Annotated in this window: 15 protein-coding genes; 13 read left to right on the top strand and 2 right to left on the bottom strand. The window is 71.3% G+C overall.

What is annotated here, in order from left to right:
• The first annotated feature begins 192 nt into the window (after positions 1-192).
• Entirely contained in the window at positions 193-993 is an 801-nt protein-coding gene (locus tag ACWCQM_RS29635; RefSeq protein WP_450918166.1) for an inositol monophosphatase family protein, read from the top strand.
• Between the two features lie 132 nt (positions 994-1,125).
• On the opposite strand, the gene ACWCQM_RS29630 is transcribed toward ACWCQM_RS29635, so the two are convergent.
• The gene (locus ACWCQM_RS29630; protein ID WP_167359495.1) at positions 1,126-1,299 is read right to left on the bottom strand and encodes a hypothetical protein; all 174 of its coding nucleotides are present in this window, start codon (positions 1,297-1,299) and stop codon (positions 1,126-1,128) included.
• Positions 1,300-1,660: 361 nt separating this feature from the next.
• Between ACWCQM_RS29630 and ACWCQM_RS29625 the strand changes: the two genes are divergently transcribed.
• From ACWCQM_RS29625 to ACWCQM_RS29610, 4 genes are all read left to right on the top strand, one after another.
• Positions 1,661-2,314, top strand: coding sequence for a response regulator transcription factor (locus ACWCQM_RS29625; RefSeq protein ID WP_014153613.1), 654 nt, complete (start codon positions 1,661-1,663; stop codon positions 2,312-2,314).
• A gap of 7 nt (positions 2,315-2,321) precedes the next feature.
• Positions 2,322-3,563, top strand: coding sequence for a sensor histidine kinase (locus tag ACWCQM_RS29620; RefSeq protein WP_450918165.1), 1,242 nt, complete (start codon positions 2,322-2,324; stop codon positions 3,561-3,563).
• Between the two features lie 404 nt (positions 3,564-3,967).
• Positions 3,968-4,264: a DUF4193 domain-containing protein gene (locus tag ACWCQM_RS29615; RefSeq protein ID WP_003965732.1), complete on the top strand. Its 297-nt coding sequence runs from the start codon at positions 3,968-3,970 to the stop codon at positions 4,262-4,264.
• 12 nt (positions 4,265-4,276) lie between these two features.
• Positions 4,277-5,230 (top strand): hypothetical protein, encoded by a 954-nt coding sequence (locus ACWCQM_RS29610; RefSeq protein WP_450918164.1) that lies wholly within the window; start codon positions 4,277-4,279, stop codon positions 5,228-5,230.
• Between the two features lie 4 nt (positions 5,231-5,234).
• Here ACWCQM_RS29610 and ACWCQM_RS29605 read toward each other — a convergent pair whose 3' ends face one another.
• A complete protein-coding gene (locus tag ACWCQM_RS29605) occupies positions 5,235-5,690 on the bottom strand; it encodes a DUF3093 domain-containing protein (protein ID WP_450918163.1) in 456 nt (151 codons plus the stop codon).
• A gap of 58 nt (positions 5,691-5,748) precedes the next feature.
• Between ACWCQM_RS29605 and ACWCQM_RS29600 the strand changes: the two genes are divergently transcribed.
• From ACWCQM_RS29600 to ACWCQM_RS29565, 8 genes are all read left to right on the top strand, one after another.
• A complete protein-coding gene (locus ACWCQM_RS29600; RefSeq protein WP_073748160.1) occupies positions 5,749-6,333 on the top strand; it encodes a PaaI family thioesterase in 585 nt (194 codons plus the stop codon).
• Positions 6,333-6,860 (top strand): dUTP diphosphatase, encoded by a 528-nt coding sequence (dut, locus tag ACWCQM_RS29595; protein WP_450918162.1) that lies wholly within the window; start codon positions 6,333-6,335, stop codon positions 6,858-6,860. Before ACWCQM_RS29600 ends, dut begins: the two co-directional genes overlap by 1 nt.
• Before the next feature lies 1 nt (position 6,861).
• Positions 6,862-7,632, top strand: coding sequence for a DUF3710 domain-containing protein (locus tag ACWCQM_RS29590; RefSeq protein ID WP_450918161.1), 771 nt, complete (start codon positions 6,862-6,864; stop codon positions 7,630-7,632).
• Between the two features lie 143 nt (positions 7,633-7,775).
• Positions 7,776-8,510, top strand: coding sequence for an ABC transporter ATP-binding protein (locus ACWCQM_RS29585; protein ID WP_450918160.1), 735 nt, complete (start codon positions 7,776-7,778; stop codon positions 8,508-8,510).
• Between the two features lie 212 nt (positions 8,511-8,722).
• Entirely contained in the window at positions 8,723-11,266 is a 2,544-nt protein-coding gene (locus tag ACWCQM_RS29580) for a DUF4118 domain-containing protein (protein ID WP_450918159.1), read from the top strand.
• Positions 11,267-11,333: 67 nt separating this feature from the next.
• Positions 11,334-12,041, top strand: coding sequence for a response regulator (locus tag ACWCQM_RS29575; protein WP_073748165.1), 708 nt, complete (start codon positions 11,334-11,336; stop codon positions 12,039-12,041).
• A gap of 70 nt (positions 12,042-12,111) precedes the next feature.
• The gene (locus tag ACWCQM_RS29570) at positions 12,112-12,528 is read left to right on the top strand and encodes an OB-fold nucleic acid binding domain-containing protein (protein WP_073748166.1); all 417 of its coding nucleotides are present in this window, start codon (positions 12,112-12,114) and stop codon (positions 12,526-12,528) included.
• Positions 12,529-12,531: 3 nt separating this feature from the next.
• Positions 12,532-13,338: a DUF3159 domain-containing protein gene (locus tag ACWCQM_RS29565; RefSeq protein ID WP_450918158.1), complete on the top strand. Its 807-nt coding sequence runs from the start codon at positions 12,532-12,534 to the stop codon at positions 13,336-13,338.
• The last annotated feature ends 99 nt before the right edge of the window (positions 13,339-13,437 follow it).

The following is a 13,437-nucleotide window of genomic DNA, read 5'->3' as shown; positions in this document are numbered from 1 at the left end:
CGCGGCGTTGTCGTCAGTCGCCAACGCTCCGCGTTGGCTCCCTCCTCCGCCTTGCGATGCACGGCACCAGACCCCGCTCCCTGACCCGGCCTGATCCAAACGAGAGGCCCCAGGGCCTCTCGCCCCCGCACCCTCGCCGCCCGCGGGAGCCGACAGCCCGTCCGGCTCCCGCGACACCACCTCTGGAGCGTTGTGACCGACCCCCTCCTGTCCGAACTGCTCGACCTCGCCCTGGAAGCCGGCCGCCGGGCCGGTGCCCTGCTGCGGGACGGCCGCCCCGCCGACCTGGGGGTGGCCGCGACGAAGTCCAGCCCCATCGACGTCGTCACCGAGATGGACATCCGGGCGGAGAAGCTGATCACCGGCTATCTCTCCGAGCACCGCCCCGCCGACGGCTTCCTCGGCGAGGAGGGCGCCAGCGCCGAGGGCAGCAGCGGCATCCGATGGGTCATCGACCCGCTCGACGGCACCGTGAACTACCTCTACGGGCTGCCCACCTGGTCCGTCTCCATCGCCGCCGAGCGCGACGGCGAGCGAGTCGTGGGGGTGGTCGAGGCCCCGATGCGCCGCGAGACGTTCCACGCGGTGCTGGGGCGCGGCGCCTACGGCAACGGCGAGGCGCTGCGCTGCCGCCCCACGGCGCCCCTCGACCAGGCCCTGGTGGCGACCGGCTTCAACTACGTCACCGAGGTCCGCACCCATCAGGCGGCCGTGGCCCGCCAACTGATCCCGCGGCTGCGCGACATCCGGCGCGGCGGGTCCGCCGCCATCGAGCTCTGCGACGTCGCGGCAGGCCGGCTCGACGGCTACTACGAGCGCGGGCTGCACCCGTGGGACGTGGCGGCGGGCGACCTCATCGCGCGGGAGGCCGGCGCGCTCACCGGAGGCCGGCCAGGCCTCCCCGCGGACGGGGATCTGACCGTCGCCGCGACCCCCGGGGTCTTCGAGCCGCTGCAGGCGATCCTCGACGAGCTGGGCGCCTGGCACGACTGAGGCACCGCCCCCGAACGCTCCCGGCACGACCGGCATGCGCCCTCACGGCCTCTGACGGCACCGTGAGGGGCGCCAGGACACGAGAAGGCCCCGGAGAGGCGCGTACGCCTCCCGGGGCCTTCTCGTGGCGGCTCAGACGCTTGTGGCGCTGATTTCTACGCCGTGCTCGGCGGCGAGGCGGTGCAGGTCGTCAAGCTCTCCCTGCTCGACATCCGCGAGGAAGTCGTCGCCCGTCTCGCGAGCCCTCGTGAGGTCGGACTCGGTGGTCTTGATTCGTTGCAGCAGACCTGCGGTGAAAGCGTCCATGAAGCGCCCCCTCATCGTGGGTCGGTGGCACGGGGGTGTGCCCGGTGGTCCTCCGGCGCGGGGACCGGAGTGCGGGTGATCACGCAGTCCCTCTGGAAGCAGGACGGGCTGTGGTACGCCACATGCATGGCGTGATCGCGGGTGTGCAGTCGTCCTCCCCGTGGTCCGCCCGCGAGAAACCTCAACTGGCCCGGGAATCCGACCTATTCCCTGGGCCCCCGGCTCCGGCGGCGTCGTCTTACCGCCGGTTTATGCGCGTTACGGGCAGGATGGACGCGCACAGTCGGTGCCGCTGACGTGCAGCGAGCGGCCGGAACGAGGGCCGCTCGCCGTATTTCTGGATCTAGGGAAGGACTGCGCCGTGCGCGTACTCGTCGTCGAGGACGAGCAGCTGCTCGCCGATGCGGTGGCCACCGGACTGCGCCGGGAGGCCATGGCCGTCGACGTCGTCTACGACGGAGCCGCGGCTCTCGAACGCGTCGGGGTCAACGACTACGACGTCGTCGTGCTGGACCGGGACCTCCCGCTGGTGCACGGCGACGACGTCTGCCGCAAGATCGTCGAGCTCGGGATGCCCACCAGGGTGCTCATGCTCACCGCGTCCGGTGACGTCAGCGACCGCGTCGAGGGCCTGGAGCTCGGCGCGGACGACTACCTGCCCAAGCCCTTCGCCTTCAGCGAGCTGACGGCGCGGGTGCGCGCCCTGGGGCGCCGCACCACCGTCGCGCTGCCGCCGGTGCTGGAGCGGGCCGGCATCAAGCTGGACCCCAACCGCCGCGAGGTCTTCCGGGACGAGCAGGAGATCCAGCTCGCCCCGAAGGAGTTCGCGGTCCTGGAGGTCCTCATGCGCAGCGAGGGCGCGGTCGTCTCGGCCGAGCAGCTGCTGGAGAAGGCGTGGGACGAGAACACCGACCCGTTCACCAACGTCGTACGGGTGACCGTGATGACCCTGCGCCGCAAGCTCGGCGAGCCCCCCGTCATCGTCACCGTCCCCGGCTCCGGCTACCGGATCTGAGGGCGTGATGGCAGCCTCCCCGAGGCCCGTGAAGGCACCCCCGAAGCCGACCTGGGAACCCAAGGCGCAGGAATCCCCCTACCCCTGGCTGCGTCCGACCATCCGGATACGGCTCACGCTGCTGTACGGCGGCATGTTCCTGATCGCGGGCATCCTGCTGCTGTCGATCATCTACATGCTGGCGGCACAGGCACTGCACGACGCCGGCGGGCTGGAGTTCCAGGTCAAGGGCACGAACGTGCAGATCTCCAGCGACATGTGCCCCCAGCTGGCGTCGGCGCTGAACAACACCCAGCTCAACGAGATGATCAAGGACTGCACCGCCGCCCAGCGGCAGCACGCACTCGACAGCCTGCTGAACAGGGCGCTGCTGGCCCTCGTGGGCCTCAGCATCATCGCTTTCGCGTTCGGCTACGCGATGGCGGGCCGCGTCCTGTCCCCGCTGGGCAGGATCACCCGCACCGCCCGCAGGGTGGCCGGCACGGACCTGACCCGCCGGATCGAGCTGGACGGCCCCGACGACGAGCTCAAGGAGCTCGCCGACACCTTCGACGAGATGCTGGACCGCCTGGAGCGGGCCTTCACGGCCCAGCAGCGGTTCGTGGGGAACGCCTCGCACGAACTGCGTACGCCGCTCGCCATCAACCGCACGCTGCTGGAGGTGCATCTCTCCGACCCGGAGGCCCCCGGTGAGCTCCAGCAGCTGGGCAAGACGCTCCTGGCCACCAACGAGCGCAGCGAGCAACTCGTGGAAGGGCTGCTGCTGCTCGCCCGCAGCGACAACCAGATCGTCGAGCGCAAGCCCGTCGACCTGGCCGAGGTCGCCGACCGCGCCATCGACCAGACGCGGGCGGAGGCGGCGGACAAGGGCGTGGAGGTCCGGGGCGAGCGCCGTCCCGTGGTCGTCCAGGGCAACGGGGTCCTCCTGGAGCGCATCGCGCTGAACCTCGTGCAGAACGCCGTTCGCTACAACGTGGCGGAGGGCGGCTGGGTGGAGGTCACCACCGAGGCCCAGCACGGACAGGCGCTCCTGGTGGTCTCGAACACCGGGCCGGTGGTCCCCGCCTATGAGATCGACAACCTCTTCGAGCCCTTCAGACGGCTGCGTACGGAGCGCACGGGGAGCGACAAGGGCGTCGGCCTCGGCCTGTCGATCGCGCGGTCCGTCGCGCGGGCGCACGGAGGCCGTATCATCGCGGAGCCCCGCGAGGGCGGCGGTCTCGTGATGCGCGTCACCCTGCCGGTCTGAGAGGCTTCACGGTGTGAGGCCGCATTGGATCGCTCTGTTCGCTTTCGGCGGAATTTCCGAACCCTGTTCCTATTCTGTCCCTGTGTGATCGATCACAGGCGCGATTTCTCGTCCCTCTACTCTCCGTGATCACATCTGAGCCTGAAAGCCTGGAATCGTCCGGGTTTCCGGGGGTCGGTACCACGGGAAGTACACGGGGTGGCGCCCGTGAAGTGCAGCAATCGGACCGTGTACGGTCCCCATCGCCACCCAAGCTGATCGCTCCCGAGGGATCCGGTTGGGTGTCGATTGAGTAACAGACCTTGATGTGAGGCAAAATCTCCGCCTCAGGTCGGGCACAAGTCCGGCCTCTCACGCGTTACGTGCGCTGAGACACCGCAGACACCCATGAGGGGGAGAGCGACATGGCAACGGATTACGACACCCCACGCAAGACCGACGACGACGTGGACCAGGACAGCCTCGAAGAGCTCAAGGCTCGTCGGAGCGACAAGACGGCATCCGCCGTCGACGTGGACGAGTTCGACGCGGCAGAGGGACTGGAGCTGCCCGGCGCAGACCTGTCCAACGAAGAGCTGGCCGTGCGGGTTCTGCCCAAGCAGGCAGATGAGTTCACCTGCATGAGCTGCTTCCTCGTGCACCACAGGAGCCAGCTGGCACGCGAGAAGAACGGCCAGCCCATCTGCCGCGACTGCGACTGAGGCCGGCCGGCCGTGGCAGGCGACACACCGTTCCGGAAGCGGCGCTTGCGGCGCACGAAGTCGTCGGAGGCGCATCAGGGCGGCACAGGCCCGGCGAAGGGCGAAAGCCCCGCTGCCGAGCGCACGACCGCCCTGCCGCCCTCTCCCGGCACATCTGACGACGAGCGGGGCCTTCCGGCCTCGCTCGAAGCAGTACGGGCGGCGGCGGGCACGCCCCGCGAGCCCGGGCAGGACGGGTCCCCGAAGGGGTCCGGCCGCCTGCACACACTGAAACGGGGCGTGATCAGGAGCCGGGAGAGCGCATCGGCCGCGATCGGCATGGTGGCCGACCGGATCATCGACATGGCTCCCCGTGTCCCCGTGAGGGACCTCGCCACCCTGCGCAGGCAGTTTCCGGGGCTCGGCCCCGAAGAGCTCGCCGACAAGCTCGTCGCGGGTGCCTGCAAGGCCACCGCGACCGTCGGCGCGGGCATCGGGGCCGCGGCGATGATGCCCGTACCGCCCGCCATGCTCGCGGAGCTGGCAGCGGAGATCACCGGCGTCGCGGCTGTCGAGATGAAGCTCGTCGCCGAGCTCCACGAGGTCTACGGCCGACGCCCCCCGGGCAACATCGGGCAGCGCGGCACCGCGTATCTGACGTCCTGGACGGAGGAGCGCGGGATCGACGTCTCCCGCCCCACCACACTGAACGCGGCCCTCGGCGGGCAGATGAAGCGCGAACTGCGCCAGCAGATCATGAAGCGCACCGTGCGCGACCTGCCGAACCTGATCCCGTTCATGATCGGTGCCGCCGTCGGCGCGATGATGAACCGCCGCGACACCAAGAAGCTCGCGGACCGGGTCAGGAACGACCTGCGGCGCGATCAGGTCTCCTGGGACCGCCTCGCCGGGCTCCCCCCGCTGGAACAGCCGGCGCGGCCCGCCGAGGAGCTGCCCAAGGGCCTGGAAGGCCCCTCGGGCGGCTGACCCCTCAGGCGGCGACCGGCGCGAGTGCCGCGGCCAGCGCCTCGGGCTGCCTCGTCGACAGGTAGACGTACGGCGTCGGGTCGGCCGGGTCCGTGACCTTCACCCGCACCGCGGTCGGGATGTAGCTGCGCAGCAGCATGTGGGCGCGCGGATCGGCCTTGTACGAGCGCCAGGCGCGCGCCTCCTCCCGGTCCAGCACCTCGGCGTCGCCGAGTGCCTCCAGCGGGATCCGGGCGTCGCCCGCGACGAGGGCGCCCGCCACGACCCGGATGCGCGCGGAGCCGTACGAGCTGACCCCCGCGCATGCCGCGGCCGTACCGGCGACCAGCCCGCCGAGCATGGGCAGGACGCCGAGCGGCAGGAGCATCAGCGCGCACGCGACGCCGATCCCGAAGCCGATGAGCCACCACGTGCGAGGCGCGGTGAGACGTTCGTCGAAGGGAGGTGCGGAAGGCTGCATGACAGCAAGCTTGGCACGGCGCACCCCTGGACCGGCCGCGCGGGTAAGGTCTGCGGCTGTGAGTGGAACATCTGCACGTCTGACACCCCCGGCCGACGCGGTGAAGCCCGTCCGGCACCCCGACGCCCCGGCGCCCGGCGAGATCCTCGGCTCCCACTACGAACACTGTTTCGGCTGTGGTGACGGACAGCCGCACGGACTGCACCTGAGCGCGAAGGCCGGCGAGGGAGTGAGCGTCACCGCCGAGTTCACCGTGAAGCCCGCCCACCAGGGTGCCCCGGGACTGGCGCACGGAGGGGTCCTGGCCACGGCCATGGACGAGACGCTCGGCGCCCTGAGCTGGCTGCTGAGGGTCATCGCGGTGACCGGACGGCTGGAGACCGACTACGTCCTGCCGGTGCCGGTGGACACCGTCCTCTTCCTGGACGCCGAGGTCACCGCCGTCCACGGCCGGAAGATCTACTGCCGCGCCACGGGACGGACGGGCGGCCCCGAGGGCCCCGTCGCGGTCCGTGCGGAAGCCCTCTTCATCGAGGTCAAGGTGGACCACTTCATCGACAACGGGCGGCCCGAGGAGATCCAGGCGGCCATGTCCGACCCGGACCAGGTCAGGCGTGCCCGTGCCTTCGAGGTGAACCCCTGATGCGCGCTCCCGTCGACGTACTCATCCGCCGGATCGACCCCGACGTGCCGATTCCCGCGTACGGGCATCCCGGCGACGCCGGTGCCGATCTGGTGACCACCGAGGCCGCCGAGCTCGCCCCCGGCGAACGGGCGGTGCTCCCCACCGGGGTGTCGATCGCGCTGCCCGACGGCTACGCCGCCTTCGTGCACCCCCGCTCGGGCCTCGCAGCCCGCTGCGGAGTGGCTCTCGTGAACGCCCCAGGGACGGTTGATGCCGGGTACCGTGGGGAGATCAAGGTCATCGTGGTCAATCTCGATCCGCGCGAGACCGTGAGGTTCGAACGGTTCGACCGGATTGCCCAACTGGTCGTCCAGCAGGTCGAGAAGGTGCGCTTCCACGAGGTGACGGAGCTTCCCGGCTCGGCGCGGGCCGAAGGGGGCTTCGGATCCACGGGCGGTCATGCCGCGGTGGACGGCGTCACGGGCGGTAACACCCAGGGTGGGAACAGCTACGCTTCGGTCGTATCCGACCGGGAAGGACGTTGACGTGTTCGGACGTCGCAAGAACAGTGGTTCCGCCGAGGACACGGCGGACGAAGCGCGCGAGGCCGAGCAGGTCGCCGACGAGCTCGACGACGCCGCGGCCGGCAACGGCTCGCGCCGCACGAACCTGCCGCCGGCACCCCGCCCGGACGGGCCGTGGGACATCTCCGAGGTGTCCCAGCCCGGCGAGGGCAGGGTGGACCTCGGCGGCATCTTCGTCCCCGGGGTCGAGGGCATGGAGCTCCGCGTGGAGGTCGCGGGCGACGCGATCGTCGCGGCCACCGTCGTGCTGCGCGACAGCGCGGTCCAGCTGCAGGCCTTCGCCGCTCCCAAGCGGGAGGGCATCTGGGGCGAGGTGCGCGAGGAGATCGCCTCCGGCATCACCCAGCAGGGCGGGATCATCGACGAGGTCGAGGGCCCGCTGGGCTGGGAGCTGCGCGCCCGGGTCCCCGTACAGCTCCCGGACGGGAAGAACGGCGTACAGCTGGTGCGCTTCGTCGGTGTCGACGGGCCGCGCTGGTTCCTGCGCGGAGTGATCTCCGGCCAGGGCGCCGTGCAGCCGGAGGCCGCGGGGCTGCTGGAGACGATCTTCCGGGACACCGTCGTCGTCCGCGGCGACGGCCCGATGGCCCCCCGCGACCCGATCGTCCTCAAGCTCCCCAACGACGCCCAGATGGTGCCGGAGGGTGTGCAGCAGGAGGACCAGGAGAGCTCGAAGTTCTCCGGCGGCATGGGCCAGCTCCAGCGCGGACCCGAGATCACCGAGGTGCGCTGACCGCACCGCGGAACGCCCGAGGCCGGTGGGCCGCGTCCCGGGAAGGGACGCGGCCCACCGGCCTTTCCATTGCCTCACCGGGTACCTCGTGCCCATACTGGCCGCTGCCGAGTGAGTGGTACGCACGGGGGAGAGCGGGAACGATGACACGGAGCACCGGCGCGCGGAGCGGAACCGTCCTGGCCGGGAGCCCGGCCGACGGCCCCATGGTGCGGGTCGAGGACCTGCACCGCTCGTACGGCAGCGGCGCCGCCGCCGTGCACGCGCTGCGGGGCGTCTCCTTCGAGATCCCGCGCGGCGAGCTGGTCGCGCTCAAGGGCCGCTCGGGATCCGGCAAGACGACGCTGCTCAACCTCGTCGGCGGCCTGGACACACCGGACGGCGGCCGGATCACTGTCGGCGGCACCGACCTCTCCGGGCTCGGCGAGGACGGGCTGCTGGAGCTGCGCAGGGACCGCATCGGCTTCATCTTCCAGTCCTTCGGCCTGATCCCGATCCTCACGGCCGCGGAGAACGTCGGCGTACCGATGCGGCTCCTCAAGGCCGACCCGCGCGAGCGCGAGGAGCGGGTGGCGCTGCTGCTCTCGCTGGTGGGCCTCGGCGACCACGCCCTGCAGCGCCCCGGCGAGCTCTCGGGCGGCCAGCAGCAGCGCGTCGCCATCGCCCGCGCGCTCGCCAACCGGCCCGCGCTCCTGATCGCCGACGAGCCCACCGGGCAGCTCGACGCGGAGACCGGACTCGCGGTGATGCAGCTCCTGCGGGCCGTCGTGCGCAGCGAGGGCGTCACCCTCCTCGTCGCCACCCACGACCCCCAGCTGCTCGGTTTCGCCGACCGGGTCCTGGAGCTCAGCGACGGGCACATCGTCGAGCACGCGTAGCCCGCCCCGCCGGGAACGCGGGGCGCGGGGACACCGCACGTCGCCACCCGCCGCCGGGACCGCACGGCGCGGGGGACACCTCCGCCGCATCAGAATCCTGTCAAGACGGAGCCCGCGTCCGGCCCTGACCCCATATGCCGGAAATTCTCGGGGTAGCTTCGAGACCGGCTCCCGTATCGGCGGCAGCCGGTTTCAGAGAAGACAATGGGGCCATGGCGCGCGGCAAGCTTCGGATCTACCTGGGTGCGGCACCCGGCGTCGGCAAGACGTACGCGATGCTCTCCGAGGCCCATCGGCGTGTGGAACGCGGCACGGACTGCGTCGTCGCCTTCGTGGAGCACCACGACCGGCCCCGCACCGAGGTGCTGCTCCACGGCCTGGAGCAGATCCGGCGCCGGGAGATCGAACACCGCTCGGCCGTCTTCGCGGAGATGGACGTCGACGCCGTGCTGGAGCGGGCGCCCGCCGTCGCCCTCGTGGACGAGCTCGCCCACACCAATGTGCCCGGCTCCCGCAACGCCAAGCGCTGGCAGGACGTCGAAGAGCTCCTCAAGGCCGGCATCGACGTGGTGTCCACCGTCAACATCCAGCACCTGGAGTCCCTCGGCGACGTCGTCGAGTCCATAACCGGCGTGCGCCAGCAGGAAACCATTCCCGACGAGGTCGCCCGACGGGCCGACCAGATCGAGCTGGTCGACATGTCGCCCCAGGCGCTGCGCCGCCGCATGGCCCACGGCAACATCTACCAGTCCGACAAGGTCGACGCGGCCCTCTCCAACTACTTCCGCCCCGGCAACCTCACCGCCCTGCGCGAGCTGGCCCTCCTCTGGGTCGCCGACCGGGTCGACGAGTACCTCCAGCAGTACCGGGGCGAGCACGACATCAGCGCCCCCTGGCAGGCCCGTGAGCGCATCGTCGTCGGCCTCACCGGCGGCCCCGAGGGCCGCACCCTGATCCGCCGCGCCTCCCGGATGGCCGCCAAGGGCTCCGGCAGCGAGATCCTCGCGGTGTACATCGCCCGCAGCGACGGGCTGACCTCCGCTTCGCCCAAGGAGCTCGCCGTCCAGCGCACGCTCGTCGAGGACCTCGGCGGCACCTTCCACCACGTCATCGGCGACGACATCCCCACCGCGCTCCTCGCCTTCGCCCGGGGCGTCAACGCCACCCAGATCGTCCTGGGGTCCAGCCGCCGCAAGACCTGGCAGTACATCTACGGCCCGGGGGTGGGCGCCACCGTCGCCCGCGAGTCCGGTCCCGACCTGGACGTCCACATCGTCACGCACGAAGAGGTCGCCAAGGGCCGCGGGCTGCCCATCGCACGCGGCGCCCGGCTCAGCCGCACCAGGATCCTGTCCGGCTGGGTGGCGGGCGTCGGGGGACCCGCCCTCCTCACGCTCCTCCTCCAGGGCATGGAGGACGGCCCGGGGCTCGCCAACGACGTCCTGCTCTTCCTCTTCCTGACGGTTGCCGCCGCGCTGCTCGGCGGGCTGACCCCGGCCCTCGCCTCCGCCGCCGTCGGCTCCCTGCTCCTGAACTACTGGTTCACCCCGCCCACCCACACCCTGACCGTGCAGGACCCGGAGAACTTCGTCGCCATCGTGATCTTCTTCGCGGTGGCGGTGGCGGTCGCCTCCGTCGTCGACCTGGCGGCCAGACGCACCCACCAGGCGGCCCGGCTGCGCGCCGAGTCGGAGATCCTCTCCGCCCTGGCCGGGAGCGTCCTGCGGGGCGAGACGGCCCTGGACGCCCTGCTGGACCGGGTGCGCGAGACCTTCGGCATGGAGTCCGTCGCCCTCCTGGAGCGGAAGAACGACGTCGAGCCGTGGACCTGCGCCGGGTCCGTCGGGCCCGCCCCGGTGGCCCGCCCCGACGACGCGGACGTGGACATGCCCGTCGGCGACCACATGGCGCTGGCGCTCTCCGGCCGTGTGCTGCCCGCCGAGGACCGCCGCGTCCTGGGCGCCTTCGCCGCCCAGGCCGCCGTCGTGCTCGACCGTCAGCGCCTGGTGGGCGAAGCGGAGGCGGCCAGGCGGCTGGCCGAGGGCAACCGGATCAGGACCGCGCTGCTCGCCGCCGTCAGCCACGATCTGCGCACCCCGCTGGCCGCCATCAAGGCCGCCGTCAGCTCCCTGCGCTCCGACGACGTCTGCTGGTCCGACGCCGACGAGGCGGAGCTCCTCGCGGCCATCGAGGACGGCGCCGACCGCCTGGACCACCTCGTCGGCAACCTCCTCGACATGTCGCGCCTGCAGACCGGCACGGTCACCCCGCTGATCCGCGAGATCGACCTCGACGAGGTCGTCCCGATGGCCCTCGGCGGCGTACCGGAGGGCAGCGTCGACCTGGACATCCCCGAGACGCTGCCCATGGTCGCCGTCGACCCGGGGCTGCTGGAGCGGGCCGTCGCCAACATCGTCGAGAACGCCGTCAAGTACAGCCCGCACCGGGAACGCGTCACCGTCGCCGCCAGCGCCCTGGGGGCGCGCGTGGAGCTGCGGGTGGCCGACCGGGGCCGCGGGGTCCCGGACGAGGCCAAGGAACGCATATTCGAGCCCTTCCAGCGGTACGGTGACGCTCCGCGCGGTGCCGGGGTCGGTCTGGGGCTCGCCGTCGCCCGGGGCTTCGTGGAGTCCATGGGCGGCACGCTGGGCGCCGAGGACACCCCCGGCGGCGGGCTCACCATGGTCCTCACGCTCACCGCGGCTCCGGGGCAGGTGCAGGCCGGTTCGCTGTCCCCGTCGCGGGTGACGTCATGACGCCGAGAAGCGCTCCCCAGGGGCGCACCTCCACCCCGTACACGTATTCCGGAAAGGCAGGTCCGCGATGACCAGGGTGCTCGTGGTCGACGACGAGCCGCAGATCGTGCGCGCCCTCGTGATCAACCTCAAGGCACGCAGGTACGAGGTGGACGCGGCGCCCGACGGGGCGACCGCCCTCCAGCTCGCCGCGGCCCGCCACCCCGACGTGGTCGTCCTCGACCTCGGGCTGCCCGACATGGACGGCGTCGAGGTGATCAGAGGACTGCGCGGCTGGACCCGGGTGCCGATCCTCGTGCTCTCCGCCCGGCACACCTCCGACGAGAAGGTCGAGGCACTGGACGCGGGGGCCGACGACTACGTCACCAAGCCGTTCGGCATGGACGAGCTGCTGGCACGGCTGCGCGCCGCCGTGCGCAGGGCCGAACCGGTCGGCTCCGACGGCGCCGACGACCAGGTGATCGTCGAGACCGAGGGCTTCACCGTGGACCTGGCCGCGAAGAAGGTCCAGCGCGAGGGCCGCGACGTACGCCTGACACCCACCGAGTGGCACCTGCTGGAGGTGCTGGTCCGCAACGCGGGCCGGCTCGTCAGCCAGAAGCAGCTGCTCCAGGAGGTCTGGGGACCTTCCTACGGCACGGAGACCAATTATCTGCGGGTCTACATGGCCCAGCTGCGCCGGAAGCTCGAGGCGGATCCCTCGCACCCCAGACACTTCGTGACCGAGCCGGGGATGGGGTACCGCTTCGAGCGCGGCCAGGCGGTTTCCGAGTGAGCGCCTTCACCCCTTCGAGTGACACCCCCGTGACCCCGCCGCTACCACAGGAGACCGGTACCCTTCGGGTATGAGCGCTGTTCCCCGATTCGAGAAGCCCGGCAGGACGGAGAAGCCGTCCGGCCGCTTCCGACGCATGCTCGACCGGCTCTCCAGCTCCCAGGAGGACCTGGAGTCCGAGGAGCTGCAGGAGGACGCGCACGCTTCGGGCTGCACGCGCATCTCCGAGTGCTCGGACCGGCAGATCGTCAAGGTGACTGGTACCTTGCGGACCGTCACCCTGCGTCCGCGGGCCGGAGTGCCCGCCCTCGAGGCGGAGCTCTTCGACGGCACCGCGCCGCTCGACGTGGTCTGGCTCGGCCGGCGGTCCATCGTCGGCATCGAGCCGGGCCGCAAGCTCATAGCGTCGGGCCGCATCGCCATCAGCCATGGGCGCCGGGTGCTGTTCAACCCCAAATACGAACTCCGACCGCTCGGCAAGGAGTAGCCGGTGACGTCTCTCGACAAGCCGACGTCCGACACGGACCAGCCCCACCGCACCGACCAGCAGGACGCCGACGCGAAGGCGGTCACGGAAGCCGCGCTCTTCGAGGCGTTCGGTGGCGTGCGCGGCATGGTGGAGACAGTCCTGCCCGGGCTGCTCTTCGTCACGATCTTCACGATCAACAAGGACCTCAAGGCCTCGGCCATCGCCGCCCTGGTGGTCTCCCTGGCCCTCGTCGCCGTACGGCTGGTCCGCAAGGACACCGTCAAGCACGCCTTCAGCGGTGTCTTCGGCGTGGGCTTCGGTGTGGTCTTCGCGATGATGACGGGCAACGCCAAGGACTTCTACCTGCCGGGCATGCTCTACACGCTCGGACTGGCCCTGGCCTATCTCGTCACCACCCTCGCGGGGGTGCCGCTGATCGGCCTGATCCTCGGCCCGGTCTTCAAGGAGAACCTCTCCTGGCGCACCAGGAACCCCGGCCGCAAGAAGGCGTACGCCAAGGCCAGCTACGCCTGGGGTCTGATCCTGCTCGCCAAGTGCGCGATCCTGTTCCCGCTTTACTGGTGGGCCGACACCACCCAGCTCGGCTGGGTGCTGGTCGCGCTCAAGATCCCGCCGTTCCTGCTCGCGGTGTATCTGACCTGGGTCTTCCTCGCCAAGGCGCCGCCGCCCATCGACGTGTTCGCCGAGATGGAGGCGGAGGAGAAGGCCGAGCAGGCCGAGAAGGCCCGCAAGGCCGAACAGAGCGCCCGGGAAGCGGAGGACCGCAGGGCCGCACAGGCCGCGGAGGCCCGCACCTACGAGCTCTGAGGTACGCATGAGAGAGGGGCCCCGGACCGTGCCACGGTCCGGGGCGGCGAGCACAACGGCACCTTCCGGGGCAACAACCCGGCCTTCGTCACCGCCGCC

The sequence above is a fragment of the Streptomyces sp. NPDC002125 genome, assembly GCF_053593715.1.
This window is presented reverse-complemented; position numbering and strand designations above follow the sequence as displayed.